14 protein-coding genes and 1 pseudogene are annotated in these 15,861 nt (G+C 71.5%); 9 read left to right on the forward strand and 6 right to left on the reverse strand.

Going from position 1 to position 15,861, the window contains the following annotated elements; genetic code table 11:
* Window positions 1–72: 72 nt before the first annotated feature.
* On the reverse strand, window positions 73–1,281 hold the full coding sequence (locus tag HHX37_RS25570) for a cytochrome P450 (RefSeq protein ID WP_182887080.1): 1,209 nt from the start codon (window positions 1,279–1,281) through the stop codon (window positions 73–75).
* 275 nt (window positions 1,282–1,556) lie between these two features.
* Between HHX37_RS25570 and HHX37_RS25575 the strand changes: the two genes are divergently transcribed.
* The 3 genes from HHX37_RS25575 to HHX37_RS25585 are packed head-to-tail and all read left to right on the forward strand — an operon-like array spanning window position 1,557 to window position 3,622.
* The gene (locus HHX37_RS25575; RefSeq protein WP_259406780.1) at window positions 1,557–2,033 is read left to right on the forward strand and encodes a MarR family transcriptional regulator; all 477 of its coding nucleotides are present in this window, start codon (window positions 1,557–1,559) and stop codon (window positions 2,031–2,033) included.
* Between the two features lie 46 nt (window positions 2,034–2,079).
* Window positions 2,080–2,916, forward strand: coding sequence for a class I SAM-dependent methyltransferase (locus tag HHX37_RS25580; RefSeq protein WP_182887081.1), 837 nt, complete (start codon window positions 2,080–2,082; stop codon window positions 2,914–2,916).
* A gap of 49 nt (window positions 2,917–2,965) precedes the next feature.
* A complete protein-coding gene (locus tag HHX37_RS25585) occupies window positions 2,966–3,622 on the forward strand; it encodes a TetR/AcrR family transcriptional regulator (protein WP_182887082.1) in 657 nt (218 codons plus the stop codon).
* Window positions 3,623–3,682: 60 nt separating this feature from the next.
* Here the strand turns inward: HHX37_RS25585 and HHX37_RS25590 are convergent, their stop codons facing one another.
* Window positions 3,683–4,774 (reverse strand): 3-keto-disaccharide hydrolase, encoded by a 1,092-nt coding sequence (locus HHX37_RS25590; protein ID WP_220503153.1) that lies wholly within the window; start codon window positions 4,772–4,774, stop codon window positions 3,683–3,685.
* A gap of 350 nt (window positions 4,775–5,124) precedes the next feature.
* Between HHX37_RS25590 and HHX37_RS37140 the strand changes: the two genes are divergently transcribed.
* Window positions 5,125–7,503 carry a PHB depolymerase family esterase gene (locus HHX37_RS37140; RefSeq protein WP_310740531.1) on the forward strand — a complete coding sequence of 793 codons (2,379 nt, stop codon included), beginning with the start codon at window positions 5,125–5,127 and terminating at the stop codon, window positions 7,501–7,503.
* A gap of 101 nt (window positions 7,504–7,604) precedes the next feature.
* Here HHX37_RS37140 and HHX37_RS25600 read toward each other — a convergent pair whose 3' ends face one another.
* Together HHX37_RS25600 and HHX37_RS38275 are read right to left on the reverse strand one after the other, a co-directional pair.
* Complete coding sequence (locus HHX37_RS25600; protein WP_182887084.1) at window positions 7,605–8,417, reverse strand: DUF4259 domain-containing protein; 813 nt, start codon at window positions 8,415–8,417, stop codon at window positions 7,605–7,607.
* Between the two features lie 133 nt (window positions 8,418–8,550).
* Window positions 8,551–8,937, reverse strand: coding sequence for a cellulose-binding domain-containing protein (locus HHX37_RS38275; RefSeq protein ID WP_396776896.1), 387 nt, complete (start codon window positions 8,935–8,937; stop codon window positions 8,551–8,553).
* On the opposite strand from HHX37_RS38275, the gene HHX37_RS38280 reads away from it, so the two are divergent.
* The gene (locus HHX37_RS38280; RefSeq protein WP_396776899.1) at window positions 8,849–9,145 is read left to right on the forward strand and encodes a hypothetical protein; all 297 of its coding nucleotides are present in this window, start codon (window positions 8,849–8,851) and stop codon (window positions 9,143–9,145) included. The two genes, HHX37_RS38275 and HHX37_RS38280, sit on opposite strands and share 89 nt — an antisense overlap.
* 545 nt (window positions 9,146–9,690) lie before the next feature.
* Here HHX37_RS38280 and HHX37_RS38285 read toward each other — a convergent pair.
* Both HHX37_RS38285 and HHX37_RS25610 read right to left on the reverse strand, forming a co-directional pair.
* A pseudogene (locus HHX37_RS38285) lies at window positions 9,691–10,758 on the reverse strand (glycoside hydrolase family 44 protein); the annotation flags it as partial.
* 131 nt (window positions 10,759–10,889) lie between these two features.
* Window positions 10,890–11,141 carry a LuxR C-terminal-related transcriptional regulator gene (locus HHX37_RS25610; protein ID WP_138460897.1) on the reverse strand — a complete coding sequence of 84 codons (252 nt, stop codon included), beginning with the start codon at window positions 11,139–11,141 and terminating at the stop codon, window positions 10,890–10,892.
* A gap of 273 nt (window positions 11,142–11,414) precedes the next feature.
* Between HHX37_RS25610 and HHX37_RS25615 the strand changes: the two genes are divergently transcribed.
* The 4 genes from HHX37_RS25615 to HHX37_RS25630 all read left to right on the forward strand — a co-directional run bounded on the left by HHX37_RS25615 (window position 11,415) and on the right by HHX37_RS25630 (window position 15,784).
* A complete protein-coding gene (locus HHX37_RS25615) occupies window positions 11,415–12,356 on the forward strand; it encodes an ABC transporter ATP-binding protein (RefSeq protein WP_220503155.1) in 942 nt (313 codons plus the stop codon).
* 2 nt (window positions 12,357–12,358) lie between these two features.
* Complete coding sequence (locus HHX37_RS25620) at window positions 12,359–13,171, forward strand: ABC transporter permease (RefSeq protein ID WP_111700765.1); 813 nt, start codon at window positions 12,359–12,361, stop codon at window positions 13,169–13,171.
* Window positions 13,172–13,247: 76 nt separating this feature from the next.
* Window positions 13,248–14,411, forward strand: a complete 1,164-nt coding sequence (locus HHX37_RS25625; protein WP_182887085.1) for a YcaO-like family protein — start codon at window positions 13,248–13,250, stop codon at window positions 14,409–14,411.
* Window positions 14,412–14,428: 17 nt separating this feature from the next.
* The gene (locus HHX37_RS25630) at window positions 14,429–15,784 is read left to right on the forward strand and encodes a TfuA-like protein (protein WP_182887086.1); all 1,356 of its coding nucleotides are present in this window, start codon (window positions 14,429–14,431) and stop codon (window positions 15,782–15,784) included.
* Window positions 15,785–15,861: the final 77 nt, after the last annotated feature.

Raw genomic sequence — 15,861 nt, forward strand, 5'->3', positions numbered from 1 at the left:
CCAGTAGGACGTGCCGGAATCTTCCGGGTGAACGGTAAACAGTCCGGCGACGCCGGCGAGTCCCCGCGAGGATCACGCGTCCCAGGTCACGGGCAGGCTCTTGACCCCGAAGATGTCGGCGGTCTCGGGGCGCAGGCCGACCTCCTCGGCCGGTACGGCCAGGCGGAGCGTAGGGAAGCGGTCGAGCAGCGCGGGGAAGGCGACCCGCATCTCGACGCGGGCCAGCTGCTGGCCCAGGCACTGGTGGATGCCGTGGCCGAAGGCCAGGTGCCCTCCGTTCTCCCTGCGGAGGTCGAGCACGTGGGGGTCGGCGAAGCGCTCGGGGTCGCGGTTGGCGGTGTTGTAGGACAGGATGACCGTCGTGCCGGCCTCGATGGTCCGGCCGCCCAGCTCGACGTCCTCCAGCGCCGTCCTCATGAACGTCTTGGCGACGCTCAGATACCGCAGCAGCTCCTCCACTGCCCGGTCGGTGAGCGCGGGATCGGCGCGCCACGCGTCCAGCTGCGCCGGGTGGCTCAGCAGCGCGAAGGTGCCCAGCGCCAGCATGTTCGCGGTGGTGTCGAATCCGGCCGACAGCAGGATCAGGGCCATCCCCCTCAGCTCCTCGTCGGTCAGGTCGCTGTCGGTGAGATCGCTGAGCACGTCGTCGGTTGGGTTCGCGCGCTTGGCGGCCACCAGCTCCGCGAGATAGCGCTGGGTCGCGGTGTAGGCCGCGATCAGCTCCTCGTCGCCGGCCTCTCCGCCGAGGAACTTGTCGATCTGGTCCTGGAAGCGGCCTCGGTCCTCGTACGGCACGCCCAGCAGCTCACAGATCACGACGGAGGGGATGGGCCTGGCGAACGCGGTCACCAGATCGGCCGGCGGCCCGGCCTGCTCCATGGCGTCCAGGTGGTCGGCGGTGATCCGCTCGACGCGCTCGGTGAGCTGTCGCATCCGCCGGACGGTGAACCTGCCCACCAGCGGTCTGCGATAGCGCCCGTGCTGCGGCTCGTCCATCAGCAGGAACTCGCCGGGCGGCGCCGGCGGCACCTCGACGTCCCCGTAGTCGACCAGCGGGTGGTGGCGCATGAGCTCCCTGCGCGAGCTGAACCGCGGGTCGGCGAGAACCGACCGGACCAGGTCGTATCCGGTGATCAGCCAGCCCTGGTGTCCGTCGGGGAAGGGGAATCGGCTGATGGGGCCGTGCTCGCGGGCCTGGATGAGCTCCTTAGGCGGGTCGAAGGGGCAGCCGGGCCGACGGGCCGTCGGCAGCGTCGTGACGGTGTGGAGGGAGACACCCATCGCCGTTCCTCTTCTCGCGATAGTACGTGTTTTATGCATAGCGAAAGCTACGTTGCGTTCAGGGTGGATGTCAATATCGTAGTTTGTATTTACCCAGCTAGACGGCAAGAAATTGATGCAATGGCACTGGGAGTGAATGCAACAGTGCGTTGCAATGAATGGAGGCGAAGGCAATACTGGCGGCATGCCAGGAGGACGACTGACCCAGCAGGAGCGTCAGCGCATCGCGGCCGGGCTCGCCGATGGGCTCTCCTACGCCGAGGGAGATCATCGAGATGGCCGTGCGGACGGGCCTCCCGAGGATGATCGCGCGCGTGCACCTCGACCTGTTGCTGTCCGAGGACGGCAGGCGCACCGCGGCCGAGCTGACCCGCAGGCTGAAGGTCAGCCCGGCCTCCGTCTCCATGTCCGTGAACTACCTGGTCCAGCACGGGTACGCCCGGCGTGAGCGCGATCCGCGGCGGCGTCGCGACGTCTACGTGGTCGACAACGAGGCGTGGTACCACTCGATCGTGACCGGCACGCGGCAGACGCTCGAAGCGGCCCGGGTCGCGATCGCCGCGGCGGAGACCGTCGGGCTCGACGGGCCCGTGGGGCAGCGGCTGGCCAGGGGAGGGGCGTTCCTGGAGCGGGTCGGCCTGGACATGATCGAGTCGGCCGACCGCTGGCGCGCCCTCCTGACCTGCGAGGGGCGGAAGAGCTCACCGGGCTCCCCGCCCGGAAAGCCGTTGACGGAGGAGAACGGCCGCTAGCATCATGAACACAAGTTCATGAACGACTGTTCATAATCTTGGAGGCATGGTGATCGTCAACAGCGAGCAGGCGGCGGCGTGGAACGGCTACGAGGGCGAGCACTGGGCCTCCCACCGCGACCGCTACGACGCGGTGAACAGCGGCTTCAACGACGCGCTCCTCGGCGCGGCGGCGATCGGCGAGCACGACCACGTGCTCGACCTCGGCTGCGGCAACGGTCAGGTGACCCGGCTCGCCGCGCGCCGGGCGGGTTCGGGAGGGGCCACCGGCGTCGACCTCTCCGAGCCGATGTTGCGCACCGCCCGGCTCGCCGCGCTGCGCGAGGGCGTCGGCAACGTGACCTTCGAGCGCGGCGACGTGCAGGTCCACCCGTTCCCGGACGCGGCGTTCGACGTGGCGGTGAGCCGCTTCGGGGTGATGTTCTTCGCCGATCCCGTCGCCGCCTTCGCCAACGTCCGCCGTGCCCTCCGTCCCGGGGGACGGCTGGCGTTCCTGTCCCTGCGGCAGGCCGGGAGCGGCGACCTGGAGGAGGTGTTCGCCGCCGTGGCCGAGCACGTTCCGGCGCTCCGGCCGGCGGAGGCGGGCAGCGGCCCCGCCTCGCTGGCCGACCCGGACCGGGTCCGGGACGTCCTCGCCGCCGCGGGTTTCCGGGACGCCGGGTGCGCGCCCGTGACGGCTCCGCAGATCTGGGGCAGGGACGCGGCCGACGCGGCGGAGTTCCTCGGCGGCTGGGGGCCCGTGCGTCACCACCTCCGCGCGGTGGACGACGCCTCGGCGGCCCGCGCGCTCGACGCGCTGGAGACGGCGCTGCGGCGCTTCGAGGAGCCCGGCGGGCCGCTGCGCCTCACCGGCTCCGCGTGGCTCGTGACGGCCGTCCGGTGAGACGTACGACCTGGGCGGGGCCGAGGTCGCCGCACTAGCATGCGGGGTGATGTCACCGAGGAAAGCGGCCGCGCTGCGAGACGGCGGGCGGAGCCTGCGTGAGCACCTGATCGCCACCGCCGAGCGGCTGATGGCCGAGCGCGGGGCGGCGGGGCTGACCGTGCGCGCCATCGCCCGGGAGGCCGGAGTCGCCGACGGTGTGCTCTACAACCACTTCGCCGACAAGGAGGAACTGCTGGCGTGCGCGCTGCGCGCCCGCGTGCGGGCCGTCGAGAGCGGCCTGGGCGACCTTCCCGAACCGGGCGCCGGCACCGTCGAGGCCGGTCTGCGCGCCTTCGTCGCGTACGGCATGGCCCTGCACGCGGGCATCCTGCCGGTGCTCGCCGGGCTGGCCGGGCAGCCGGCCGTGCTGGCCAGGTTCGCCGGCGGGCCCGTCCCCGGCCTGGACTGGCGCGACCGCCTGCTCGCCTACCTGAAGGCCGAACGGGACCTCGGCCGCCTGGCCCCGGACGCGCGGGTCGAGGCGGCGGCGCGGATGATCGTCGGCGTCTGCCACGAGCCGGTGATGTCCGCCATGGCCTCCGTGCCGCCGCCAGATCCGCCCGCCCCCGCGCCGCCCGCCCCAGTACGGGGCACCGCCGGACCGGACGACGCCGGCTTGGACGATCTGGTCGCGGCCGTGCTGCACGGCCTCGGGAGGCGGTGAGCCGCGCCCGTCCCGGCCGTCCGGCCCGCGGCGTTCCCCTCGGCAGCCGCCCTGCTCCGCCTACCGGCCCAGGTCGCGTACGCGGATGTCGCGGAACGCGATGACCGACTCACCGTCGTGGTTCTGCAGCCCGATGTGACCCCGGGCGAACTGGCGGCCGCTCGTCCCGGGGTCCGCCGGGCGCCCGGGGAACGGGAGGCCGGGGGCGTTGTCGAACTCGTTCACGACCTCGCCGTTGCGGATCACCGTGTAGTGCTGCCCGACGACGCGGATCTCCAGGTCGTTCCAGACGTTCTTGGCGGTCGGCCGGGCCCGGGCCGGGCCGAGGTCGGCGAACCCGTAGACGGACCCGGTCCTGCTGGGGTCCCCGGCGCCGCCCTCGGGGGTGTCGTTGATCTGGATCTCGTGGCCGCAGTTGACCGCGACCCAGGCGGGGTCGCGGGTCCCGCACTCGGGATCGGCGGCGGGGTCCACACCGGGGAACCGTACGAAAACACCGCCGTTCGACCTCGCGTTCGCGTCCCCGGCCCGCTCGTCCCGGAACCGGAGGCGCAGCGAGAAGTCGCCGAACCGCTCCGGCCGGTACCAGAGCAGGCCGAGCCCGCCGCCGGTGGGCGTGCCCAGGGTCACCACGGTCCCGTCGTCGCGCAGCGCGAAGCCCCGGTCGCCGACATAGCCCCAGTCGCCGAACGACGCCCGCGTGCCGTCGAAGATCCACCGGTACGGCCTGGGCCCGTCCGGCCGGCCGATGCCGGACCGGGCGGCGGCCCGCGTGAGCGCCGCGCGCTCCCGCCCGCCGATCACCCCTGAGCGGCCGAGCCGCCGGGCGACCTCGCCCACGTGGGAGACGAACGCGCCGTGGTCCGGCCACGTGCGCTCGTCGTCGACGAGGTCGTTCACGGTGCAGCCGCCCCCGGCGGGCCGGTTCGCCACGCCGGTGTCGGCGTCCAGGAACCTGACCGTGGGCCGGGCGTCGGGCACCGCGCACGACACCGCCCGGGCGGCGGTCACCGGAGGCGTGATCCCGCTGCTCGCGGCGGCCGCGACGGCGAGCAGGGCTCCGGCGAGCGTCGATCTTCCCGCACGAGAGACGCCCGTGCCGGCAGTGGCCCTCGTCGCCGTCGGCCCGGTGGATCGCCAGGGCAGCCGCACGGCGTGGTCCCTTTCACAAGGACGCGGCGCCGAACGCGTCATGGCCGGTAAGACCGCCCCGGCCCTGTCGGCGTGCCAGCACCCGTCGAGCCCGGAGCACACACATTGTCACGGGCGTGCGACAGCGCGGTCAACAGCGGGCGTTGGCGGTCCCTTCTGCATACGCGTGACGCGCGGTTGGAACTTTTCGGTAGTCGAATGAAAGTTTCCAATGGCCGACCGCTCCCACAGGCCCTGGGCGCCTCGTGAACTTTGCCTCTTCCGATTGCCCTCGCTACGAACCCGTCGCCGGTTGTGGCGTCAGAAACTTTTAGGCAGTCTTCTGAAAAATTAAAGGAAGGAAACCTCACGTGAGACGACGCATCGTGGCCGTGCTGACGGCCGTGCTGATGCCCGTGGTCGCGATGGCCGCGTTACTGGTCGCCCAGCCGGCCGCCGCGGCCTCGCTGACCCGGGTGACCGGCTTCGGGAACAATCCGAGCAACCTCAACATGTACATCTACGTGCCGGACCGGGTGGCCTCCCGGCCGGCGCTGCTGGTCGCCGTCCACTACTGCACGGGAACCGCGTCCGCGCTGTACAGCGGCTACTTCCGGGACTACGTCACCGCGGCCGACCAGTACGGATACATCATCGTGTTCCCCGAGGCCACCCGAAGCGGGCAGTGCTTCGACGTGTACTCGCCCCAGGCGCTCAGGCGGGGCGGCGGCAGCGACCCGGTGGGCATCATGTCGATGGTCGACTACGCCCGGTCGCGCTACAACGTGGACCCCGGCCGGATCTACGTCAGCGGCGTCTCCTCCGGCGCGATGATGACGAACGTGCTCGCCGCCGAGTACCCGGACGTGTTCAGGGCGGGCTCGGCGTTCATGGGCGTCCCGGCGGGCTGCTTCGCGACGACCGACGGCTCCACCTGGAACAGCCAGTGCGCCAACGGGCAGGTCAGCAAGACCGCCCAGCAGTGGGGGGACCTGGCCCGCTCGATGTACTCCGGCTACAGCGGCTCCTACCCCCGGATGCAGCTGTGGCACGGCACCACCGACAGCACGCTGAACTACAACAACTTCGGTGAAGAGATCAAGCAGTGGACCAACCTCAACGGCGTCAGCCAGACGCCGGCCGCCACCGACACCCCGTCGTCGGGCTGGACCCGCACCCGGTACGGCGGTAACGGCACGCAGCCGCCCGTCGAGGGCGTCAGCGTCTCCGGCCAGGGCCACTCGCTGCCCCTCAGCGGCCAGATCGGCTACGCCATCAACTTCCTCGGCCTCAACAGCACGACGCCGAGCTCGCCGTCTCCCACCCCGTCGCCCACGCCCCCGGACAGCCCGTCGCCGACCCCGCCGGACAGCCCGTCGCCGAGCCCCTCGCCCAGCCCGTCGGCGGGTCCGCCCGCCTCCACGCTCGGCGCGGCGGCGGCCCGCAGCGGCCGTTACTTCGGCACCGCGATCGCCTCGGGCAAGCTCGGCGACTCGCAGTACACGACCATCGCGAACCGTGAGTTCAACATGGTGACGGCCGAGAACGAGATGAAGATCGACGCGACCGAGCCCAACCGCGGGCAGTTCAACTTCACCAACGCCGACCGGATCTACAACTGGGCGGTGCAGAACGGCAAGCAGGTACGCGGCCACACCCTGGCCTGGCACCAGCAGCAGCCGGGCTGGATGCAGTCGCTCTCGGGCAGCAGCCTGCGCCAGGCGATGATCGACCACATCAACGGGGTCATGTCCCACTACAAGGGCAAGATCTACGCCTGGGACGTCGTCAACGAGGCCTACGACGACAGCAGCGGCGGCCGCCGCGACTCCAACCTGCAGCGGACCGGAAACGACTGGATCGAGGTGGCCTTCCGCACCGCGCGCGCCGCCGACCCCGCCGCCAAGCTCTGCTACAACGACTACAACACCGACAACTGGACCTGGGCCAAGACGCAGGGCGTCTACAACATGGTCAAGGACTTCAAGCAGCGCGGCGTGCCGATCGACTGCGTCGGCTTCCAGTCGCACTTCAACAGCGGCAGCCCCTATCCGGGCAACTACCGGACCACCCTGCAGAACTTCGCCGCGCTCGGGGTGGACGTGCAGATCACCGAGCTGGACATCCAGGGCGCCTCCGCGCAGACCTACGCCAGCGTGGTCGACGACTGCCTCGCGGTGCCGCGCTGCAACGGCATCACCACGTGGGGCGTGCGTGACAGCGACTCGTGGCGCTCGGGTGACACCCCGCTGCTGTTCGACGGCAACGGCAACAAGAAGGCCGCCTACACGTCGGTCCTCAACGCCCTCAACGCCGCCGTCCCGAGCGAATCGCCCAGCCCCACGCCGCCGGTGAGCCCCAGCGCGACGCCTTCCGACAGCCCGAGTCCGTCTCCTTCGGACAGCCCCAGTCCGACGCCGCCGGTCAGCCCGTCGCAGTCGCCCACGGCGGAGCCCGGCGGATGCAGCGCGACGATCCGGACGGTCAACTCCTGGCCCGGCGGATTCCAGTCCGAGGTCACGGTGCGTGCGGGCGGTTCGGCGATCAGGGGCTGGACGGTGAGCTGGAACTGGTCCGGCTCCCCGTCCATCACCCAGCTGTGGAACGGCGTCCGGTCCGGCTCCGGCTCGGCCGTCACCGTCCGCAACGAGTCCTACAACGGCACGGTCGCCGCGGGCGGCACCACCACCTTCGGTTTCACCGGCAGCGGCAGCGCCGAGACGCCCAGCCTGACGTGCGACGCGTCCTGACCGGCGAAACCCGATGACGCGCTCCTGACCAGGAGGAGCGCACGACCGGGGGCGCTCCGTACGTGCGGGACGCACGGGGCGCCCCCGGGACCAGGCCCCGGTCAGGGGTGGCCGGGCGGCGGCGGGAGGGAGGCGAGGCCGAGGTAACGACCCGCCGCCGCCAGAGCCCGGTGCAGATCGGCGGCGACCTCCCGCTCGACGTCCTCGTCGGGAAGCGGATGCGGGTGCCCGAAGTCGATCCACGCCTCCGCGGTGAGGCGACCCCGGGAGACCTGTTCCGCGTATGGGCCCGTCGCGAGCGTGCCGAAGACGAGCAACTCGTGCAGGCCGGACGGACGCCACCACTCGGTCCAGGCCGGCGTCTCGTTGAGCGCGGAGACGAGCCGGCCGGCCGCCACGGCGTACGGCGAGCGGGCCGGGAGACTCCCGTTCCGGTGACTCCAGGTGGCCCACAACCAGCCCTTGGAGAGGTCCGGAACCGGCGGGGCGGGCGCCTCCTGCGGCTCCCCGGCCAGCGCCTTCCGGTACGGCTCGACGTGGGCCAGGAAGTCCTCCCAGTCGGAGCGCAGGTCGGCGAGCGGCCCGTCGGGCCGGGTCGCGAGGGCGAAGGCGGCGGCGGCCAGACGGCGCAGGTCCTCGGTGACGTCGAAGGGGTTGCGGTCCAGCCAATGGTGGGCCTGCTCGTCGGGGGCGATCCCCGACATCCGGGCGGCGACCAGGCAGGCGACCGCCAGGGCGGCGTCGGCGGCGTCGGCGAGCTCGTCGTCCTCGTCCAGTTCCCCGAACCGCACGAACTCGCCGAGCAGTCCGGTCATCGCCGCCGCGACGTCGTGGCTCTCCTCGATCGCCGCCACCCCGTCGGCGGCCTCGTCGCTGTCGAACGGACCCTCCAGGAAGCCGAGCTCATCGTCCATGGCGGAGATCTTGTCATGCTCGCTCACGCCGCGCGGCGATCTCGCCGGCCGGAGTATCGCGGGACGGAGCCGGGCCGGAGGGCGGCGCGGGATCGCGCCGCCCTCCCAGTCCTCAACTCACGCGGTCCTCGACTCACGCGCCGCACGCGGCGCCGTTCAGGGTGAACTGCTTGGGTGCGGTGTTGGAGCCGTTCCAGCCGCCGAGGAAGCCGAAGCTCACGCTGCCGCCGCTGGCCGGGATCGTGGCGTTGTAGCTCGCGTTGGTCACCGTCACCTTCGAACCGGTCTGGGTGTACGAGCCGTCCCACAGCTGCTTGATGGTCTGCCCGTCGCCGTACGTCCAGCCGAGCTGCCAGCCCTTCACGGCGGCGGCGCCGCGGTTGACGATCCGCACCTCGGCCTGGAACCCGCCGGGCCACTGGTTCGTGAGGGTGTACGTCACCGAGCAGGAGCCGGGCGGAACCGGAGTCCCGCTGGGCGACGGCGACGGGCTGGGGGAGGGGCTGCGCGAGGGCGACACGCTGGGCGAGGGAGAGGCGCTGGGCGACGGGGACGCGCTGGGGGAGGGGGAAACGCTGGGAGACGGGCTGGGAGACGTCACGGTCCCCGCCGGGACGACGATCGTGCTGATCGAGTTCGCCGGGAACGTGCCGGTGAAGCCGCCCGCGCCCACCTGCACGTCGGCGTCCCTCTTGATGGCCGAGGTGTCGGCCGCGCCGTACCGGTAGACCTGCGCGGTCGCGCCGCCGGTGCGGCCCTTGATCGCGATGTCGCTGGTCAGGGCGTCGCCGGTCTTGTTGACCACCACGAGGGTGAGGGCCTTGTCGGAGGCGCGCTCGGCCGCGTACACCGCCAGCTTGCCCTGGTCGGCGCTGACCGAGCCGACCGCGGTCTCACCGAAGCGGCCGCCCTTGCCGTCGTAGTTCAGGTACATCCGGAAGGCGTACGCGCCGGGCTGGGAGGCGGTCGGCGGGCTCCAGAGGTTGGCCAGGTCGAGTCCCTCGCGGCCGAAGATGCCGAGGACGTCGGCCTGCGCCAGGGCGCCGTTGATGTGGTCGAGGGCGCCCCAGTTGTACTCGGTGATCGCGGTCCTGGTGCCCGGATACTCGGCGGCGACCAGCTCCTTCATCCGGGGGATCAGCCGGACCTGGGTGTTGATCCAGCTCTCGTCGGTGTACGACGGGTCCCACAGGGCCCGGGTGGAGCGCAGCCGCAGCGCGTCGGTCGTGGGGTCGCCGCCGCTCCCGAACGCGACACCCGAGGCCTGGGGGTAGAAGTGCTCGTCGAAGTAGTCGAGGACGCGCAGGCCGTGCGTGTCCTCGTACTTCTTCATCTGCCGCAGGTACCAGGTCGTGAAGGGCAGGCCGTCGCGGGCCGCCTTGTCGGGCGGGTTCGACCAGCAGTTGGTCCGGCCGCAGACCTCCTGGTCGAGGCCCGAGTAGTCCCACGAGGACCAGCCCCAGCCGACCGGCCCGAGCGTCTTCGCGCCGGGGTCGGCGGCCTTGATCGCGGCGCCGATGAGGTACGCCTTGTCACGCAGTTCGACCGAGCTCGCGCCCTCGGGGTGGACGTCGCGGTGTGTGCCGTGCCAGATGTCGGGCTCGTTGTCCAGGCTGTAGAACTTCACCCCGCCGGCGGCCGCCGTGCCGTACTTGCCGGTGAGGTGGGCGATCCAGTCCTTCACGTACGCCGCCCCGGCCTCCACGCTCGTGTCGTGGGGGTCGTTGCCGGTGATCTTCGTGCCGTCCGGCTTCACGCCGTTGCCGCAGTCGGGCCGCCACTGGTCGGTCTGCTGCTGCGGGCCGTACTTGGCGACGGAGAAGCCGCAGGAGGCGTCGCGGCCCTTCGGCACCCAGCCGATCAGCGGCATGGTGAGCATCGTGTCGGTGCCGGTGCGCCGGTCCTGCTCCACGAACCGGTCGACGCTGGAGCCGTCGGGGAGCGCGGAGGGGTCGGTGTTGTCCTCCGCGATGTTCTCGAAGAACCAGTCGGAGGCCCGGTTGCTGGTGTCGTACAGATAGTTGTAGCGGGTGGTCGCGTTGCCGCCCCAGCGCCGTACGGGCAGGCGCAGTTCCTTGGCCAGCGTCTCGTCGGCATGGTTCATCCCGTAGACGTACGGGCTGATGGCGTGCCTTCCGGCGGTCACGTCCACCGTGACCGCCGGGCCGGTGGCGGCGGCGAGGGCGGCCGGTGCCGCTCCGGCCGCGCCGGCGGCCAAGGCCATCGCCACCGTGAGAGCGGCGGGAAGCGTTGTTCTGAGCACGGGTTTCCTTCCGAATCCCTGGAATCTGGCGGCCTGACGGCGGGGGATTACCGGGAGTCGCCATCGCGGCCAGGGCATCACGCTGGCCAAGGGCCGGGCGGGAGACAAGGAGGAAGGCCGCCGGGGCGCCGGAAGCGGGCGGTGAGCAGGTACGCCCCGTCGCGCGGGACGGAAAGTTTCAGAGCCGGCCGGGACCGCGCCGGGCTGGCCTACCCGAGGGCGTCCGAGACGCTGGGCGGCCAGATGCCGACGTGCAGGAGCCGGTGCGCGTAGAAGTAGGCCACGAGCTGGCTGCGGTTGCTGCAGGCGAACTGGACGAGCAGCTTGCTGATCCGCTCGGCCACGGTGTACCGGCTGAGGTGCATCTCGCGGGCGATCTTCGTCGTCGTGTAGCCCCTGGCCAGCATGACGATCAGCCATCGGTCGCGATCATTGATCAGGCCGTCGGAAACAAGGTCCATGCGCTGTCCCGCTTCGGATCGCCGTTCCACTGAGTGACCTGGTGAGGTCCCTCTGCGGCGACCCTAGAAAGGGGCGCTTAACGATCGGTATGGCCTGACCATGGCCGTGGTTATGGCCCTCCGGGCCACGCCGGTAGCCCACGTTTGTGGGGTTGTGTCACCTGCTCGTCCCCGGCTCATACTCGACCAGCGACGCGTTCCGAGCAGGCCGGGGGACGATCGGAGGGCGACTCACATCGCTGAGCAGCGGGAGGGCGAAGTGAAGGGCAGGCTGTGTTGAGAGACGTCGTGACGGCCGTGGGGCTGACCAAACGCTATCGGGGCAGCGAGAGACCGGCCGTGGACGACGTCTCCTTCGAGATCGCCCAGGGGGAGACCATCGGGCTCCTGGGCCCCAACGGCGCCGGCAAGACCACTCTGATCAAGATGATCTGCGGCGTCACCACTCCGACCTCCGGTGAGATCCGGGTCTTCGAGGCCGATCCGGTGCGCCAGCCCGTCCTCGCAAAAAGCGGAATCGGCGCGATGCACCAGACCGGTCCGTTCGACATGATGCTCCCGGCGCTGGACAACCTGCGGATCGCCGCACGGTTCCGCGGGCTGCGGTGGCGCGAGGTACGGCCGTGGGCGTTCGAGGTGGCCGACTTCCTCGGTCTCAGCGGCGCGATGCAGCGCCTGGTGTTCCAGATGTCGGGTGGTCAGCGGCAGCGGCTGCAACTGGTGCGGGCCCTGCTCACCATCCCGCGGCTGCTCATCCTCGACGAACCCTCCGCGGGCCTGGACGTCGCGGGGCGGCGCCAGGTCGAGCGGTTCGTGACCTGGCTGCGCGAGGAGCACGGCGTGACCGTGCTGTGGACCAGCCACCACATCGACGAACTGGAGCGCAACAGCCAGCGCGTCCTGGTGGTCGACCGCGGGCGGGTGGTGCGCTTCGCCAAGCCGCGCGAACTCGTGGAGGAGTTCGGCAGCACCCACCTGCTGGTGACCGTCGAGGACCCGGAGTCGGGCGGCCTGGTGGCCGCCTGGGCGGAGTCGGCCGGGCTCAGGGCCAAGGCCGAGGACAACGAGGTGCGCATCGACGACGCGAAGGCACGCGACCTGCTGCCGGAGCTGTCCCGGTACTGCCAGGACCACGCCATAGCGATCACCGGGGTGTCGACCGCCGTGGACTCGCTTGAGGAGGTCTTCCTCCGGATGACCGGGAACGAGGGGTGACGATGGCCGCCGGGCTGCACTTCCACACCGCGCCCCCCGCCCCCATGGCGAGGGCGACGGACCTGCTCGCGGTGCTCTACCGGGAGTACGCGCTGCTCGCGCGCAACCGGGTCTACCTGATCCTCGGCCTGACGCCGATGCTGGTCTACCTGCTGCTGGTGAACACCTCGCTGAGCAACCTCGTCAGGGTCGTCGACTACAAGGGCGTCAGCGTCGGGTTCGCGGTCTTCCTGCTCCCCATGACGCTGGCGATGTCGGTCGTGAGCGCGGCGGCCACGTCCGCCATGGCCGTGTTCCAGGAGGAGATGAGCGGGGTGGCGACCCAGTTGTGGTCGTACCCCATGCGCAGGTCGCGCTTCCTGCTCGGCAAGATGATCGCCGGCGTGTCGCTGGTGCTCGGGCAGACCCTGCTGGGCCTCGCCGTGGCGGCGCTCATCTTCGACCTGCCGTTCGGCCCGGAGAACTGGGTGGGGCTGCTGTCGGCGCTCACGCTGTCCGCCCTCGCGCTCAACGGGCTGTACCTGGCGGCGGCGATCACGATCACGGACTACCAGGCCTTCATGGTGCTGTCGAACGTGTCGATGCCCGTTCTCGTCTTCAGCGCCCCGTCGATGTACACCACCGAGAGCATGCCCACGGTGCTGCAGTGGATCTCCGTGGTCAACCCGCTGACGTACGCGATCAACGGCATGCGGGACGCCGCGGTCTTCGGTCTCGGCGAGGCCTGGGTGGACCTGCTCGTCCTGGCGGTCATGGCGGTCGTCGGCTACACCGTGGGTGGCCGCGCCCTGATCAACCGCGCGCGCAACATCTGACATCCGGCACCTGACACTCGGCATCTGACACGGCCGGCCTGACAGGGCGCCTCATCTCGACACGGGCAAGGGGACGATGCGGACAGAAACCTCCTCCCACTCCTGGCTTCTCTCCGGTTCCGACCAGTCGAAGGTCCGGCTGCCGGGGACGGACCGGGCCCGGGACCCCGCCGCCACACTGGAGATGGCCGGCCGCGCCGCGCGCCGGGCCGGGGTCACCCGGGTCGCGGACATCACCCGGCTCGACACCCTCGGCATCCCGACGTACCAGGCGATCAGGCCCACCGCGCGGACCCTCGCCGTCTCCCAGGGCAAGGGCGTCACGGCGGACCTGGCGAAGCTGTCCGCCATGATGGAGGCCGTCGAGCTCTGGCACGCCGAGCAGCCCATGCGACCGGTCACGACCGCGTCCCCCCGTGACCTCGCCGGGGAACTCGGCTACGACGTCGGCGCCCTGCCGCGGTGCGCGCCGAGCCTGCTGCACGACGGGCTGCCGGTGGACTGGGTCGCCGCCAGATCGCTGGCCGACGGCTCCCCGACGCTCGTCCCGATGGAGCTGGCGCAGTTCACCCTCGTCCGCAGGACGGGCTGGCACCCGCCGGTGTTCTTCTCCTCGACCAACGGCCTGGCCAGCGGGAACACGCTGACGGAGGGCGTGCTGCACGCGTTGTACGAGGTGATCGAGCGGGACGCCGTGACCGCCTTCATGACCGGCGGCGACCGGGGAACCAGGGTCGACCCGCGCTCGCTCGGCTCGCCGGTCGTCGACGACCTGTGCGTGACGATGGAGCGGGCCCGGGTCCGCATGGAGGTCAGGTCGCTGGCCTCGCCGACCGGGCTGCCGTGCTTCCTCGCCCGGATCACCTGCGACGACTATCCCCCGCCGTTTCTCGGCTTCGGCTGCCACCTCAGCTCGGAGATCGCGCTCAGCCGCGCCGTCACCGAGGCCGCGCAGGCCCGGCTGGGCTACATCGCGGGCTCACGCGACGACCTGCACGCGAACGTCCACGACGACCGGGGCGCGCCGCGACGGCCGGAGCCGGCACCGGAGCCCGGCGCGCCGATCACATCGCTGCACGCGCACGAGAGCCTGGTCGACGACCTGGACGACGTGGTGAAGCGCGCCACGGTCGCCTTCTCCCACGCGCCTCTCGTCGTCGACCTGACGAGGGAGGACCTCGGCGTGCCGGTCGTCAGGGTGCTGGCGCCGGGGAGCCGTGTGTGCCCGGAGGTCTTCTAGTGAGCGAGGGTGTTTCGATGAGCTCGCCGAACGTGGTCGTCTACGCGGGTCCGACGATCTCCGCCGACGAGGTCCGCGGCGTCGTGCCGCACGCGCGGGTGCGGCCCCCCGTCGCCCGGGGCGACCTCCTCAGCGAGACCTGGAACCCGGACGACACCGCCGTCATCATCGACGGCTACTACCGGGAGAAGCTGGCGGTGGGCCACAAGGAGATCCTGTGGCTCATCGACGAGGGCGTGCACGTCGTCGGCGCGGCCAGCATGGGCGCGTTGCGCGCGGCCGAGCTGAGCCCGTACGGCATGCGCGGCGCCGGGACCGTGTTCGACATGTACGCGACGGGCGAGGTCGACGGCGACGACGAGGTCGCGGTGCTGCACGGGCCCGCCGACCTGGGCTACCCGGCCGGGACGGTCGCGCTGGTCAACCTCCGGTACGGCTGCCGGGAGGGGGCGAGGACGGGCCGGATCCCGGCGGAGGCCGGGGAGCGCATCGTCCGCACGGCCAAGGCGATGCCGTTCGCGCACCGCACCTGGCAGGAAATCGGCGCGGCGGTGGACTCCGGCGACCGCGCCTGCCTGGAGACGCTGCGGCAGATGATCGGCACGGGGGAGTGGGACGTCAAACGGCTGGACGCGCTGGCCGCGCTGCGGGCAACCGGCGAGCAGTCTGGTGAGCAGGCCGGTGAGAGGCCCGGCGAGGAGTCCGTGGCCTGGGCGGCCGACACGGCGCTGACGGGGATCACCCACTACGAGGCGCTGAAGTGGCGGTCGAGGCGCGAGTACGCGCCGGGCCGGTGGATGACCGACCTCGACGTCGTCACCGCGGGGCGGTTGTTCGGCGACGACTACCCCCGCCTGCACGAGGAGACTCTGACGGGCCTGCTGACCGGCTTCGCGGCCGCCCAGGGCCTCGACCTGGAGGCGTACGCGCGGGCCACGCTCGGGGTCGCCGCGGCCGAGCCCCTGCCGCCCGTCCTCGCGTCGTGGCTCACCGAGACGGAACGGGCGGCGCTCCCCGCCGGAGAGCAGCTGCGGCTGGTCATGGTGCGGGTCTGGCCGGTCTGGCAGTCGGAGGACTGGCGGCCGGTCGTGCTGGAACGGGTCCGGGAGTCGGGCCACTGGCAGGAGTGGTCGGAGATCGTGGCCCGCGCCGACGAGGCGGCGGAGCGGACCCGGGGGCGGCTCGCCGTCCCGCCGCCGGAGATCTGCGCCAGGATCTTCCTGCGTCATTGGCACGGGAAGGGGACGTCGGCCGAGGTGGAGCTGGCCCGGCGCGGATTCACCGGCCCGCAGGAGCTGGGACACGCCGTCAGGAGGTTCTTCGCCCTCGACGTCCAGAACGCGCGTGCCCCCGAGCGGCGAGCCGACGAGTGAGCGGAGTGGCGGGCCGAGGGACGAGGCCGCGCGCGTGGCGAACGAGGAGGGGAGCGCGACCATGAGCACGGGAACCG

Origin of the sequence: Microbispora sp. H10885 (genome assembly GCF_014161415.1) — a bacterium.
Taxonomy (GTDB): Bacteria; Actinomycetota; Actinomycetes; order Streptosporangiales; family Streptosporangiaceae; genus Microbispora; species Microbispora triticiradicis.